The organism is Streptomyces sp. 142MFCol3.1 (genome assembly GCF_000424945.1).
Taxonomy (GTDB): Bacteria; Actinomycetota; Actinomycetes; order Streptomycetales; family Streptomycetaceae; genus Streptomyces; species Streptomyces siamensis.
The window spans coordinates 1-12,640 of record NZ_AUKV01000053.1; the positions used below are offsets into that span (position 1 = coordinate 1).

The following is a 12,640-nucleotide window of genomic DNA, read 5'->3' on the forward strand; positions in this document are numbered from 1 at the left end:
TGACTGGTACTAATAGGCCGAGGGCTTGTCCTCAGTTGCTCGCGTCCACTGTGTTGGTTCTGAAACCACGAACAACCCCGTAGTCGGGCCACGGCTATGGTGCGGTTGACAGTTTCATAGTGTTTCGGTGGTCATAGCGTGAGGGAAACGCCCGGTTACATTCCGAACCCGGAAGCTAAGCCTTACAGCGCCGATGGTACTGCAGGGGGGACCCTGTGGGAGAGTAGGACGCCGCCGAACAAATATTGAAGAAGACCCCTGTACCGGGATACCGGTACAGGGGTTTTCTGCGTTTACGGGCCGCCCGCGTGCCATCGCGCGGGTCGATTAGGGTCGACCCATGCGCTACGACCTGGTGATCTTCGACAATGACGGTGTCCTGGTGGACAGTGAACGGATCTCCAACACGATCCTGGCCGCCCATCTCACCGAGCTGGGGCATCCGACCTCGTACGAGGACTCCATCAGGGACTACATGGGCTCGGCGATGCACCGCATCCACGACCTCGTGCTCGAGCGCAGTGGCCGGCGGCTTCCCGACGACTTCGACGACGTCTTCCACGCGCGCGTCTTCGCCGCCTTCGAGCGGGAGTTGGAGCCCGTTCCCGGTGCCGTGCAGGTGCTGGAGAAGCTGGCCGCGGACGGCGTGCCGTACTGCGTGGCCTCCTCCGGGAGCCATGAGCGGATCCGGGTGGGGCACCGCAGGACGGGGCTCGACCAGTGGTTCGACGAAGAGCGAGTCTTCAGCTCGCAGGACGTGGGGCGGGGCAAACCCGCCCCCGACCTGTTCCTGCACGCCGCCGAGCGCATGGGCGTACCGCCGCAGCGGTGTGTCGTCGTGGAGGACAGTCCGCTGGGCGTGCAGGCGGCGCATGCGGCAGGCATGGACGTGTACGGGTTCACCGCCATGACACCCGCCGCCAAGCTCGCCGGCGCAACCCAACTGTTCACCGACATGGGCGAGTTGGCTGACCTGCTGGTATGACGTCGCCCGTGACGGCGTCCATGTGTGGCGACTGACATTTGTCATGCGGAGCTCCGGACGATCGATTCTGTCGGCGGACGGGGTCCGACCGCGAAGCTGAGTACATCGAAACGGGACGTACACAGCGACGACGGAGGGACCCGATCATGAGCGCCACGACCATCGAGACCAGCACCGAAGCGACCGCCGTCGCGGCGACCGGACCGGCCGCCGCCAAGCCCGGCTTCCTGCCGCTGATCATGGACGTGGCGGTGCCCCTGGCGTCGTACTACCTCCTGAAGAACGGGTTCGGGATGAGCACCGTGGCGGCTCTGGCCTGGAGCAGTGTGGTGCCGGCGGTGCGGACGCTGTGGAGCCTGGTGAGGGAGCGCACGTTCAACGGGCTGGCCGGACTGATCCTCCTCGTCAACGTCGTCGGACTTCTCCTCAGCCTGGTCGCCGGTGACCCGCGGCTGATGCTGGCGAAGGACAGCGGTGTCAGCAGCGTGGTCGGTATCGGCATCCTGGTGTCGGTACGGCTCGGCCGGCCGATGATGACGCAGGGGATGAAGCCGTTCCTCATCAAGGGCGACCCGGCCAAGAACGCCGCCTGGGAGCGGCTGCTCGCCGGCTCCGAGCGGTTCCGGCAGGCGGAGCGCACCTTCTCCCTCATCTGGGGAGCGGCGCTGCTCGGTGAGTGCGTCCTGCGGGTGGTGGGCGCGTACACGCTGCCGGTCGACACCATGGTCTGGCTTGGCACGGTCGTCATGGTCGCCACGATCGGCCTGGCCATCCTCCTCAGCGGGCGCTTCGCGGTCGTCCCGATGGAGAAGCTGCTGGAGCAGGAGCTGGCCGGCCGGACCCGCTGAACGGCGGGGCCGCCCCGGTTCGCCCGAGGGCCGCCGACCGGCCCGGCCCGGTACACACCGAGTGCCGCTCCACCGCTTCACCCGAAGAGATGAGCAGAATTCATCTTCGGCTTGATCTACCCACCGGTAAGCCGGGGCCCTACGCTCGCCGCCATGACAGATGTGCTGCGGCGCGGCAGGGCCTCTTTGGCGTTCAGCTTCTTCGCTCAGGGCGCCACCTTCGCGCTCCTCGTGACGCGCATCCCGGCCATCCAGGACCGGTACGGGATATCCGACGCGCTGCTGCCCGTCTTCCTGGCCGCCGTGCCCATTCTCGCCGGGGTCGGCAGCGTGACGACCGAGCACCTGGTCAAGCGGATACCGGCCAGCCGTCTGCTGCGTTGGTCCCAGCCGGTCGTGCTGCTCGCCCTGCTCGGCGTCGGCGCCGGTGACCACCTCGTCGAGGTCGCGATCGCCCTGGGCGCCTTCGGTCTCGCGGTCGGCGCGCTCGACGCCTCGATGAACATGCTCGGCGTGAGCCTCCAACGGACGTACGGGCGCAGCATCATGCTCGGCTTCCACGCTGCGTACAGCCTGGGCGGGATCGTGGGTGCGTCGCTCGCGTGGGCGGGGGCGCACTGGCACCTCTCGCTGCTCGTGTCCTACCTGCCGGTGGCGCTGGTGCTGCTTCCGGCCACGTTCGTGGGGAGCCGCTGGTACGTCGACGGCGGCGCGCCCGAGCAGCGGGAGGCGGCCGAGGGCGGGCCTGTCGTCTTCAAGCTGCTGCTGCCGCTGTGTCTGGTGATGACGTTCGCGTACATCGGGGATTCGACGGTCTCCAACTGGAGCGCCAAATACCTTCAGGACGTGCTGGGCAGCTCCGAGCAGCTGGCGACCGTTCCGTACAACGTGTACATGGTGACTACGCTGCTGGGCCGGGCGATCGGCGACTTCGGGGTGCGGCGCTTCGGGGCCGTGGCCGTGGTGCGGCTCGGGGCGGTGGTGGCGGCGCTCGGGTTCGCGGTCGTGGCGGTCGCTCCCGGTGCCTGGGTGGGCATGCTCGGGTTCACGCTGTTGGGCCTGGGGCTGTGCGTGATCGTGCCGCAGACCTTCGCGGCGGCGGGGCGGCTCTTCCCGGGTGCCTCGGACACGGCGATCGCGCGCCTGAACATCTTCAACTACGTGGGCTTCCTGATCGGTTCGCCGTTGGTGGGGGCACTGGGGGACGCCTGGAACTACCGGGGCGCCATGCTCGTGCCGATGGTGCTGGTCCTGGTGACCCTGGGGTACGCCCGGTCGTTCGCACCTGAACCAAGCCGATACGGTGACGGTCATGAGCGGCCGCGCACAGCTGATGTGGGACGAGGCAGTAACGGGCTATGACTTCGGTCCCGAGCACCCGATGGACCCGGTCAGGCTCGCGCTGACCCGGAGCCTGGTCGGCGCTTTCGGGCTCGACCGTGACGTCGATGTCGTCGCGGCGAAGTCCGCCGGGGACTCCACGCTGCGGCTCGTGCACCGAGAGGACTACGTGGAGGCGGTCAAGGCCGCGTCCGCCGACCCGGGGTCCGCGGACGCGTCGTACGGGCTGGGGACCGTGGACGACCCCGCGTTCGCCGGGATGCACGAGGTGTCGGCGCTCATCGCCGGGCAGTCCGTGGGGGCCGCCGAGGCGGTGTGGCGCGGAGACGCGCTGCACGCCGTGAACTTCGCGGGCGGCCTGCACCATGCGATGCCCGGTGCCGCGTCCGGGTTCTGCATCTACAACGACGCCGCGCTCGCCGTCGCCCGGCTGCTCGAACTGGGAGCCGAGCGCGTCGCGTACGTCGACGTCGACGTGCACCACGGCGACGGGGTGCAGTCGGCCTTCTGGGAGGATCCGAGGGTTCTCACGATCTCGCTGCACGAGCATCCGCGGACGCTGTTCCCGCAGACGGGATGGCCGGAGGAGACCGGCGCCGACAAGGCGGCGGGCTCCGCGGTCAACGTCGCCCTGCCCGCCGGCACCGGGGACGCCGGATGGCTGCGCGCCTTCGACTCGGTGGTGCCCGAGCTGATCGCGGACTTCCGGCCCCAGGTCCTGGTCACCCAGCACGGCGCCGACACCCACTTCGAGGACCCGCTCGCGCACCTCGCCGTCTCGCTCGACGCCCAGCGCGCCGTGCAGATGGCCTGCCACGACCTGGCGCACGAGTACGCGGACGGGCGCTGGGTCGCGCTCGGTGGCGGCGGGTACGCCGTGGTGGAGGTCGTGCCGCGGTCCTGGACGCACCTGGTCGCGATCGCCGCGGGCCGGCCGCTGGCGCCCGAGACGGTGATCCCCGAGAGCTGGCGGCTGGAAGTCTTCGCCCGTGCCCGGCAGTTGGCGCCGGCGCGGATGACGGACGGCCGCTGGCCCGTGTCCTGGAAGGACTGGGAGGCGGGGTACGACCCCGCGGACCGTCTGGACCAGGCGATCGTCGCCACCCGCAGGGCCGTGTTCCCGCTGCGCGGCCTTCTGGCCTAGGGCGACTCCCCGGCCCCCGGCCGTAAGCTGTGCCGACCCTGTGGACCCATTAGGCCAACTGTGGGGCATTTTCTGCGTTTTGGGCTTGCGGCGACGACGGATGCGCCAGCATCGCTGACGTGTTGAGCACCGGAGCAATGCGTGCACACCTGCTGGCCGCCCGGTTGGCCGGGCCCGTGGCCACCTCGCGCGAGGAGAGCCTGCGCAGCTATCGGCTCTTCGCCGCCCGCGATCCCCGGATGCTGCTCGGCCTCGATCCCGAATGGACCTGGCGGCAGCAGGACTTGATCGATCTGATGGCCGACAAGTGCGGGGTTTCGGCCGATCCCGCGCACACTTCAGGGCATGATGTGATCGATCCCGAGCGCACCCTGGTGGCGCTCGACGCCTTCGCGCAGCGGCTCGGCGAGGCGGCCCGCAGCCGTACTCCGGTGCTCCTCGGCACCGGTCATCCGCACCGGCTGATCGGTTTCTACGCCGCTCTCGCGGACGCCCTGTCGGCGGCGGGGTGTACGGTCCTCACTCCCGCGCAGGGTAGCTGTGTCGACATAACGACCCGGTTCGGCCTACGCACGTACAACCTTGACTACGTACAAGGTGTCGCGCTGGTGCGCGAACCAGGCGTGCAGGCCACCGGGCGTACGACCGGCGCGCACACCCACTCGCCGCTCCCGGTTCGGACCGCTCTGGCGGCCGCCGCGGAGGCCGGCGGCCCCCTCCCGGGGCTGGTCATCGGGGACCACGGATGGGTCTGCGGGGCAGGTCAGCTGGGGTTCGAGGCGATGGGGCTGGCCGATACGGACGATCCTGCGCTCTTCGTCGGAGAGGCAGAGGGGCAGGTGTCCGTCGTCGTTCCGCTTGATGACGCTGTGCGGTCTGATTACTACCGACCGCTTACTCGCTATGTACTCAATCGAGCGTGTCTGTCACAGTAGGCGCCCGATGGCATCCCCTCTTCCCCACTCGCATCACCCGCCCCTAGTCTGGGGAGTGAGCACGCAACGACGAAGAGTCACCGGAAGGGGAAGCCGGTGGCCGTCGAGTGCGGAAGGTTCAGGTGTGTCATGGCTGCAGCTGGCGAGAGGCCTCTGAACGAGGTTCAGTTCCTTACCGTGGCGGAGGTCGCCTCGGTGATGCGAGTGTCGAAGATGACCGTGTACCGGCTGGTGCACAGCGGTCATCTGCCGGCCATCCGGGTGGGGAGGTCCTTCCGGGTGCCGGAGCAAGCGGTTCACGAGTACCTCCGTGAGAGCTATGTGGGGGTGGAGACGGCCTGACGGCGTTTCCGGGGGATCGATGGAGATCTCCCGGAACCCCTCGATTACGACCTCGGCGCTCGGACGGGTAGGCTGGCCCCTCATAGGTCGTGTGGGCCCATGCAGCCCAGCACCGAGTAAAGAGAAGTGAGCGAGGGTAGTCGTGGGCTCTGTTATCAAGAAGCGGCGCAAGCGGATGGCGAAGAAGAAGCACCGCAAGCTGCTCAAGCGCACTCGCGTTCAGCGTCGCAACAAGAAGTAAGCGGCGCCGCACAAGCGCATGACGTGGCCCCCCACCGGCTGGTGGGGGGCCACGTTCGTGTCCGGGCGGCCGTGCGGGCGGGTGCTCGCGCTCTGCGGGCGCCGGTCCGGTGCGGGTGCGGCACCGGTCCGCCCGGGTTCGGGGCCGGTCAGGTGCGGGGCGCGGAGGTGTGTGAGCCTTAGGCCGAATGGCTGGGTCTGGTCGTACGTCTGTGGCTGTCGTCACTTCATGCATCGGGCGGTCATCACAGCGCAACGTCCAACCGCTAAGTTGGCGGCACACGGGGAACCCGGCAGGGTACGCGCAGAGCTACGTCCAGTTCTGGAAGGAAGGCGCTGATCTTGGGGAAGGTCGTGCTCGTGACCGGAGTGGCCCGCCAGCTGGGGGGCCGGTTCGTGCGACGGATCCAGCGTGACCCGCAGGTCGACCGGGTGGTGGCCGTGGACGCGGTCCCGCCCGAGCATCATCTCGGCGGCGCCGATTTCGTGCAGGCGGACATCCGCCAGCCGGCCATCGCGCGGGTGCTCGCCGAGCACACCGTCGACACGGTGGTGCACTTGGACGTGACCGGTACGGCGCTGAGCGGCGGCAGCCGGACCACGGTCAAGGAGACCAACGTCATCGGCACCATGCAGCTCCTGGGTGCCTGCCAGAAGTCCCCGACGGTCAAACGGCTCGTCGTGAAGTCCAGTACGAACGTGTACGGCTCCGCCCCCCGCGACCCCGCGGTCTTCACCGAGACCACCCCGCCCAAGTCGCTTCCCAGCGGCGGCTTCGCGAAGGACACCGTGGAGGTCGAGGGCTACGTACGCGGGTTCGCGCGCCGCAGGCCCGATGTGGCCGTGTGTGTGCTGCGGTTCGCGAACATCCTCGGGCCGAGCGCGGACTCGCCGCTCGCCTCGTACTTCTCGCTGCCCGTGCTGCCGACCGTCTTCGGCTACGACCCGCGCCTGCAGTTCGTGCACGAGGACGACGTGATCGAGGTGCTGCGACTGGCCTCGCACGAGCCGGAACGCGGCACCCTCAACAGCGGCACGTTCAACATCGCGGGCGACGGCGTTCTGCTGCTCTCCCAGTGCGCGCGACGTCTCGGCCGGCCCACGGTGCCGCTGCTGCTGCCCGCGCTCAGCTGGGCGGGCACGGCCGTGCGTACCCTGGGTGTAACGGACTTCTCGCCGGAGCAACTGCGGCTGCTCACGCACGGCCGGGTCGTGTCGACGATCCAGATGCGCGAGACGCTGGGCTACAAGCCGAAGTACACGACCGCGGAGACCTTCGCCGACTTCGCCCGCAGCCGGGGGCCCGGCCTCCTGCCCCCCGAGGCCCTTGCGGGGGCCGTCGACCGGATCGCCGCGCTGCCCGTCCTGGGCGGCGGCCACCCTCCGACGCAGAGCGCCAACTGAGGAGCGCATCAACGATGGCGGACGCCAAAGTCATTCCGTTCGATGACGACCGGTCGCGCGGGGCTGCGATGCAGCGCCCGCAGCGGCGCCGGGCCGCGGGGAGCCGGCGCAAGGCGGAGCCCGTGGTGGTTCGTGAGGTCCAGCCCCTGCCGGGCCCGGCCGTCCCACAGGATGATGTTCCTGTGACGCGTGAGGAACAGCCACCCCAGCAGCAACAGGACGGCGGCGGCCTGGAGCGGCGTATCGCCGGGGGCCTGGCCTTCCTGCGCCGCCGGCTGACCGGTGACTACGAGGTCGACGACTTCGGCTACGACGCCGAACTCACCGACCAGGCCCTGATGTCGCTGATCCGGCCGTTGTACGACAAGTACTTCCGCGTCGACGTGAAGGGCATCGAGAACATCCCGTCCGAGGGCGGGGCGCTGATCGTCGCCAACCACTCGGGGACCCTGCCGCTGGACGGCCTGATGATGCAGGTCGCCGTGCACGACAACCACCCTGCCGGCCGGCACCTCCGGCTCCTCGCCGCCGACCTGGTCTTCATGCTGCCGGTCGTCAACGAACTGGCCCGCAAGGCCGGTCACACCCTGGCCTGCGCGGAGGATGCCGAACGGCTCCTGGAACGGGGTGAAGTGGTCGGTGTGATGCCGGAGGGCTTCAAGGGCATCGGCAAGCCGTTCAGCGAGCGCTACAAGCTCCAGCGCTTCGGCCGCGGCGGGTTCGTCTCCACCGCCCTGCGAAAGGGCACCCCGATCATCCCGTGCTCGATCGTGGGCGCGGAGGAGATCTACCCGATGATCGGCAACGCGAAGACCCTCGCGAGGCTGCTGGGCTTCCCGTACTTCCCGATCACGCCGACCTTCCCGTGGCTGGGGCCGCTCGGTGCGATTCCGCTGCCCACGAAGTGGACGATCCAGTTCGGTGAGCCGATCCGCACGGACGGCTATCCGCCGGAGGCGGCCGAGGACCCGATGCTGATGTTCAACCTGACGGACCAGGTCAGGGAGCAGATCCAGCACACGCTGTACAAGCTGCTGGTGCAGCGGCGGTCCGTGTTCTTCTGAGTGTTTCGGGTCCTGCTGAGTTCTTCGGCTGGACCGGTTCGTACACGCGCCGGTACGCGGCTGGGGGCGCCCTTCCGGAGAAGAGCGCCCCCAGCCGCGTAGTGCGTCAGTTGTCGTCGCTGTCGATGCCCAGGCCCGGGAGGAGGCCCGGGAGGAGCGGGGGCAGGGTGACGTCCGGCTCGCTCGTCGGGGTGCTCCTGCTGCCGGACGGCGAGGAACTGGCGGTGTCCTTGGGCGGGTCCAGAAGTCCGCCCGTGCTGCCGCCGATGAGGCCGTCGCTGCTGCTGTCCGAGCTGGACGGCTTCGGCTTGCCGCTGCTGTGACCGCCGGCCGAGGAGCCGCTGGTGGCAGTGCTGGGCGCCGAAGCGTCCGTCCCGGACGAGGCGGTGGCCTCCTCGCTCCTGCCGCGGTGGCGGCCGGTGCCCTCCGGAGAGGGCGTCGGGGGCAGCAACGAGCGCAGTGGGCCGACCTCTTCGTCTATGGCGTCGAAGACCGACGAGACCTGGTCACTGACGTCGCCGAGCTGCACGGGCAGCCGGTCGCGCAGCGCGCCCCAGGCTTGACGATGCGACTGGGAGAAGGCGGACAGGGCCTGGATGGGGCCCAGTGAGCCGTCCCTCGCGTACGCCTCGTGCAGCAGACGGTGGCCTTCCGAGGCGTCGTGCTGCATGCCCGACAGGGCACGGCGGACCTCGCCCAGGGACTCGTGGTCGAGTTGGCCCGAGCGGTCCCGCTCCATCAGCCGCCGCGCCTCGCTCAGCCGGGTCGAGGCCTGGTCGAGGTAGAGCTCGCCGCGGTCGCTGTCGCCGTGGGCCAGGCCCAGCTTGATGTCCTCCATGCCTCGCTTGAGCCCGTAGAGCGAATCTCCGGGGAGGGCGTCGGAGCTGGCGGCGGCCACACCGCCGAAGGCTCCGGCGGCCACACCGACGGTGAGCCCGCCCGCGGCCAAGCCCTTCGACAGCCGGGACCGCGGTCGCAATTTGCCCAGCCCGCTCGCCCGGTGCGCGCCCTTGGCCCGGTGGGTCCGCTGCTCGGGCACCGCGGGATCGCGGTCCTCGCCCCCGGCAGCGCCCTCCAGCAGCATGGCCTCCATCGCGGCGACGAGCTGGGCTCGCTGCACGACTTTGACCTCGGGGTCCAGCTCCGGCTTGGGCAGTTCGCCGAGACCGGTGGCGAGGGCCAGGAGCGGGCCCTCCTCGGTCCGTTCCGCAGTAGCCGGGGACGGCGCCCATCCATCGGGCTGCTCGGCCGCCGGGTCCTGTTCGGACTGCTCCTCCAGAGCCTGGGCGAAGGCGTTCGCCCGCCGGTGTGCCGATACGTTCGCGATCACTGGCGGCACCTCCTCTCGTCATGACGGTCGACTCCCCAGGGGGTCCTGAGGGTGCACTCCCTGACCACATTCACACGATCGAGTGATCAGTGCTGGCCAAGGGGTGACCACAGGGAGCCTGTATCCCGCACAACGAGCGTCGCGGCACTTGGGTTACGGACGACGGATGATCGGACCGCGAAGTCAACAGTCTTTTACATAGGGTGAGTTGATCGTCGCTGAACGTGCGGGATCGCTATGGGTGGTACAGGCTTCAGCGCGCGTCGTCCGGGAGCAGCCGGGCCAGCGTGCGGACGGCCCGGTACTGCAGGGTCTTGATGGCGCCCTCGTTCTTGCCCATCACCCGGGCGGTCTCGGCGACCGAGAGCCCCTGGAGGAAGCGGAGTGTCACGCACTCCTGCTGCTGCGGGTTGAGGCGCCGGACGGCGTCGAGCAACGCCGCGTTCGACAGGGACTCCAGGACGGAGTCCTCGGGGGAGCGTTCGACCTCGTTCGCGTCGAGCATCTCGCCGGTGGTCACCTCCAGCCGGAATCGGCTGGACTTGAAGTGGTCGGCGACCAGGTTGCGGGCGATCGTGACGAGCCAGGCGCCGAAGTCGCGGCCCTGCCAGGTGAAGGTGCCGATGCGCCTGAGGGCCCGCAGAAAGGTCTCGCTCGTCAGGTCCTCGGCGGTCGCCTTGCCGCCCACCCGGTAGTAGATGTAGCGGTACACGGTGTCGCTGTACTGGTCGTAGAGCCGTCCGAACGCGTCGGCCTCGCCGGCCTGCGCGCGCTCCACGAGGTCCATCATCCTGGCGCTGTCACTGTCCGCGGCCGGGCGGCGTGCGGTGGTGGCCGAGCTCGAGCGGCCGCGCCTGCCGACCGCCGCGTTGCCGTCGGCCAGCGCGTAGCAGGGGCCGACGGGCGCGGGGGCGGCGAGGGCGGGTACGGCGTACGCGGTGGGGACGAAGCCGCGAAGACGGTCCAGGACCGTTGCGCGCAGCGTAGCCAGGCCCGAGGCGTCAACCCCGACGTGTGAGTACACGGGACTCCCAGAGGCAGAGCTTCCATCACGTGCAGCGCGGGACCGTTCACCCGTCGTAGCGACGGAGGGGTACCGGTTTGCGTCTGAGGAGAATAACGCTTCGTACAGGCAGCGCTACACCCAGTTGCTAAAATCATCGATTACGTCGCTTCTGTTATCGATCGACGACTTTTCAAGTGCCAGATGGTGAACAGTTGTTGATCGGATTAGTTCGTGTTCCGCCTGAGTGCGGGGCGTGTTGTGGCCGTCTCGCGGCAAGGGGACTGGCGGCGGGGCTGTGGGGGTAGGACCCGCTGAATTGGGCGCGGCCCGGTGGCCGGCCCGGGCGGTTCGCCCGGCGTCGGGCGGGCCGGGATCTCTCGGGCGTCGGCCGGAAGTGCCCGCAGTTCGCGGCGGCGTACGGGTAACGCGGCCGGCCCCGGCCTGGAGGGCCGGGGCCGTGGCGTCGGGGTGGGTCAGCGGCGGCGGCGGTGGAGGGCGATGGCGGCCGCGGTGCCGCCGGCCACCGCGCCGACTCCGGCCGCGGCGGGGATGCCGACCTTGGCGGCCTTGCGGGCGGTGCGGTAGTCGCGCAGGCGCCAGTCGGAGTCCCGGGCGTGCCGACGCAGCTTGGTGTCGGGGTTGATGGCGTAGGGGTGCCCGACCAGCGACAGCATGGGAATGTCGTTGTGGGAGTCGCTGTACGCGGCGCAGCGCGAGAGGTCCAGGCCCTCCGCCGAGGCCAGGGCGCGGACCGCCTCCGCCTTCGCCGGGCCGTGCAGCGGCTCGCCGACCAGCTTGCCGGTGTAGACGCCGTCGACGGATTCCGCGACCGTGCCGAGGGCGCCGGTCAGGCCGAGGCGGCGGGCGATCACGGTGGCGATCTCCACCGGCGCGGCCGTCACCAGCCACACCTTCTGGCCCGCGTCGAGGTGGGCCTGGGCGAGGGCGCGGGTGCCGGGCCAGATCCGCTCGGCCATGTACTCGTCGTAGATCTCCTCGCCGATCGACATCAGTTCGGAGACGCGGTGTCCCTTGACGATCGACAGCGCGGAGTCGCGCGCGTCCTGCATGTGCTCGGGGTCCTCGACGCCGGCGAGCCTGAACCACGCCTGCTGCCACGCGAATCGGACGAGGTCACGCGTCTCGAAGAACCGCCGCTTGTACAGGCCCCGGCCGAAGTGGAAGAGGGCCGCGCCCTGCATCACGGTGTTGTCGAGGTCGAAGAACGCGGCGGCCCTGTCGTCGCCGAGGACCGGGAACTCCGGTTCCTCCGCGGCGGTGTCGGGTGCCGGTTCTTCCAGTTCCTGCGAGGACAGTTCCTGCGAGGACTTGCGCGCTGCCTCCGCAGAGGCCTCGCCTGCCAACACGCTCCGCGCCGTGGCGGAGCGCCTACGGGGAGTGAGCCATCCGAGAGCGGCCATGGCGTGAGCATAGCCAGTCTGTTCGGTGGTTCCGGAGCCGAGAGGATTCGGCGCTGTGAACTCTCCGCGACCGAGTCGTGGAAGAAGTGCTCCCATTGGCGCGCCGGAGCGGCTCCGCGGGTGTTCAGGGGAGGTTCGACGGATGTGCTCGCCCGAGGAGCCGTGTCGCCGAGCGCGGGGCGAGAATGGCCGACATGAGTCCCATGTTTCGGCGCAAGGCCCCCCAGGACCGGCTCGTCACATTGATCCGGAAGCCCGGCTGTCATCTGTGTGATGACGCACAGCAGGTCATCGAGAAGGTCTGCGGTGATCTCGGCGTCCCCTGGGAGCAGAAGGACATCACCCAGGACGAGGCGCTGCACCGCGAGTACTGGGAACAGGTCCCGGTGGTGCTGGTGGACGGCGCGCAGCACACGTTCTGGCGGGTGGACGAGGAGCGTCTGCGCAAGGCCCTCACACGGTGAACTCACCCGGGGGACGCCGTGCGGGAACGCCGGTGCGGCCACCTCGCGGGCGCGCCGTGACCTCGATGTGACCTGACTGGGCAGTCCAAGTGGTCCGGAAAGTCGCCTAGGATCGA

General features: G+C 69.5%; 13 protein-coding genes and 1 rRNA gene. 11 read left to right on the plus strand and 3 right to left on the minus strand.

Annotated elements, in window-relative coordinates; translation table 11 throughout:
* The first annotated feature begins 123 nt into the window (after positions 1-123).
* From rrf to H305_RS0141020, 10 genes are all read left to right on the plus strand, one after another.
* Positions 124-240 (plus strand): 5S ribosomal RNA (gene rrf, locus H305_RS0140980).
* Between the two features lie 100 nt (positions 241-340).
* On the plus strand, positions 341-985 hold the full coding sequence (locus H305_RS0140985; RefSeq protein ID WP_028805565.1) for an HAD family hydrolase: 645 nt from the start codon (positions 341-343) through the stop codon (positions 983-985).
* A gap of 146 nt (positions 986-1,131) precedes the next feature.
* Positions 1,132-1,833, plus strand: coding sequence for a VC0807 family protein (locus H305_RS0140990; RefSeq protein ID WP_028805566.1), 702 nt, complete (start codon positions 1,132-1,134; stop codon positions 1,831-1,833).
* A gap of 153 nt (positions 1,834-1,986) precedes the next feature.
* Complete coding sequence (locus H305_RS0140995) at positions 1,987-3,195, plus strand: MFS transporter (protein ID WP_028805567.1); 1,209 nt, start codon at positions 1,987-1,989, stop codon at positions 3,193-3,195.
* The gene (locus H305_RS0141000; RefSeq protein ID WP_028805568.1) at positions 3,146-4,318 is read left to right on the plus strand and encodes an acetoin utilization protein AcuC; all 1,173 of its coding nucleotides are present in this window, start codon (positions 3,146-3,148) and stop codon (positions 4,316-4,318) included. Before H305_RS0140995 ends, H305_RS0141000 begins: the two co-directional genes overlap by 50 nt.
* A 119-nt stretch (positions 4,319-4,437) precedes the next feature.
* Positions 4,438-5,253, plus strand: coding sequence for a phosphatase (locus H305_RS0141005; protein ID WP_028805569.1), 816 nt, complete (start codon positions 4,438-4,440; stop codon positions 5,251-5,253).
* A 129-nt stretch (positions 5,254-5,382) separates the two neighbouring features.
* The gene (locus tag H305_RS0141010; protein WP_004984898.1) at positions 5,383-5,595 is read left to right on the plus strand and encodes a helix-turn-helix domain-containing protein; all 213 of its coding nucleotides are present in this window, start codon (positions 5,383-5,385) and stop codon (positions 5,593-5,595) included.
* Between the two features lie 142 nt (positions 5,596-5,737).
* Positions 5,738-5,836, plus strand: coding sequence for a 30S ribosomal protein bS22 (locus H305_RS51750; protein WP_003948845.1), 99 nt, complete (start codon positions 5,738-5,740; stop codon positions 5,834-5,836).
* A 341-nt stretch (positions 5,837-6,177) separates the two neighbouring features.
* Positions 6,178-7,239, plus strand: a complete 1,062-nt coding sequence (locus H305_RS0141015) for an NAD-dependent epimerase/dehydratase family protein (RefSeq protein ID WP_028805570.1) — start codon at positions 6,178-6,180, stop codon at positions 7,237-7,239.
* A 14-nt stretch (positions 7,240-7,253) separates the two neighbouring features.
* Positions 7,254-8,303, plus strand: coding sequence for a lysophospholipid acyltransferase family protein (locus H305_RS0141020; RefSeq protein WP_028805571.1), 1,050 nt, complete (start codon positions 7,254-7,256; stop codon positions 8,301-8,303).
* A gap of 106 nt (positions 8,304-8,409) precedes the next feature.
* Here H305_RS0141020 and H305_RS0141025 read toward each other — a convergent pair whose 3' ends face one another.
* The 3 genes from H305_RS0141025 to H305_RS0141035 form a co-directional block, all read right to left on the minus strand.
* Positions 8,410-9,633 carry a DUF5667 domain-containing protein gene (locus H305_RS0141025; RefSeq protein ID WP_028805572.1) on the minus strand — a complete coding sequence of 408 codons (1,224 nt, stop codon included), beginning with the start codon at positions 9,631-9,633 and terminating at the stop codon, positions 8,410-8,412.
* Between the two features lie 253 nt (positions 9,634-9,886).
* Positions 9,887-10,657, minus strand: coding sequence for an ECF subfamily RNA polymerase sigma factor, BldN family (locus tag H305_RS0141030; RefSeq protein ID WP_028805573.1), 771 nt, complete (start codon positions 10,655-10,657; stop codon positions 9,887-9,889).
* 455 nt (positions 10,658-11,112) lie between these two features.
* Positions 11,113-12,060 (minus strand): HAD family hydrolase, encoded by a 948-nt coding sequence (locus H305_RS0141035; protein ID WP_051371535.1) that lies wholly within the window; start codon positions 12,058-12,060, stop codon positions 11,113-11,115.
* 185 nt (positions 12,061-12,245) lie between these two features.
* On the opposite strand from H305_RS0141035, the gene H305_RS0141040 reads away from it, so the two are divergent.
* Positions 12,246-12,524: a glutaredoxin family protein gene (locus H305_RS0141040; protein WP_199791533.1), complete on the plus strand. Its 279-nt coding sequence runs from the start codon at positions 12,246-12,248 to the stop codon at positions 12,522-12,524.
* The last annotated feature ends 116 nt before the right edge of the window (positions 12,525-12,640 follow it).

Coding starts and splice junctions, on each gene's coding strand:
- H305_RS0140985 (WP_028805565.1), top strand. CDS start 341: ATGCGCTACGACCTGGTGATCTTCGACAATGACGGTGTCCTGGTGGAC.
- H305_RS0140990 (WP_028805566.1), top strand. CDS start 1,132: ATGAGCGCCACGACCATCGAGACCAGCACCGAAGCGACCGCCGTCGCG.
- H305_RS0140995 (WP_028805567.1), top strand. CDS start 1,987: ATGACAGATGTGCTGCGGCGCGGCAGGGCCTCTTTGGCGTTCAGCTTC.
- H305_RS0141000 (WP_028805568.1), top strand. CDS start 3,146: ATGAGCGGCCGCGCACAGCTGATGTGGGACGAGGCAGTAACGGGCTAT.
- H305_RS0141010 (WP_004984898.1), top strand. CDS start 5,383: ATGGCTGCAGCTGGCGAGAGGCCTCTGAACGAGGTTCAGTTCCTTACC.
- H305_RS0141020 (WP_028805571.1), top strand. CDS start 7,254: ATGGCGGACGCCAAAGTCATTCCGTTCGATGACGACCGGTCGCGCGGG.
- H305_RS0141035 (WP_051371535.1), bottom strand. CDS start 12,060: ATGGCCGCTCTCGGATGGCTCACTCCCCGTAGGCGCTCCGCCACGGCG.
- H305_RS0141040 (WP_199791533.1), top strand. CDS start 12,246: ATGGCCGACATGAGTCCCATGTTTCGGCGCAAGGCCCCCCAGGACCGG.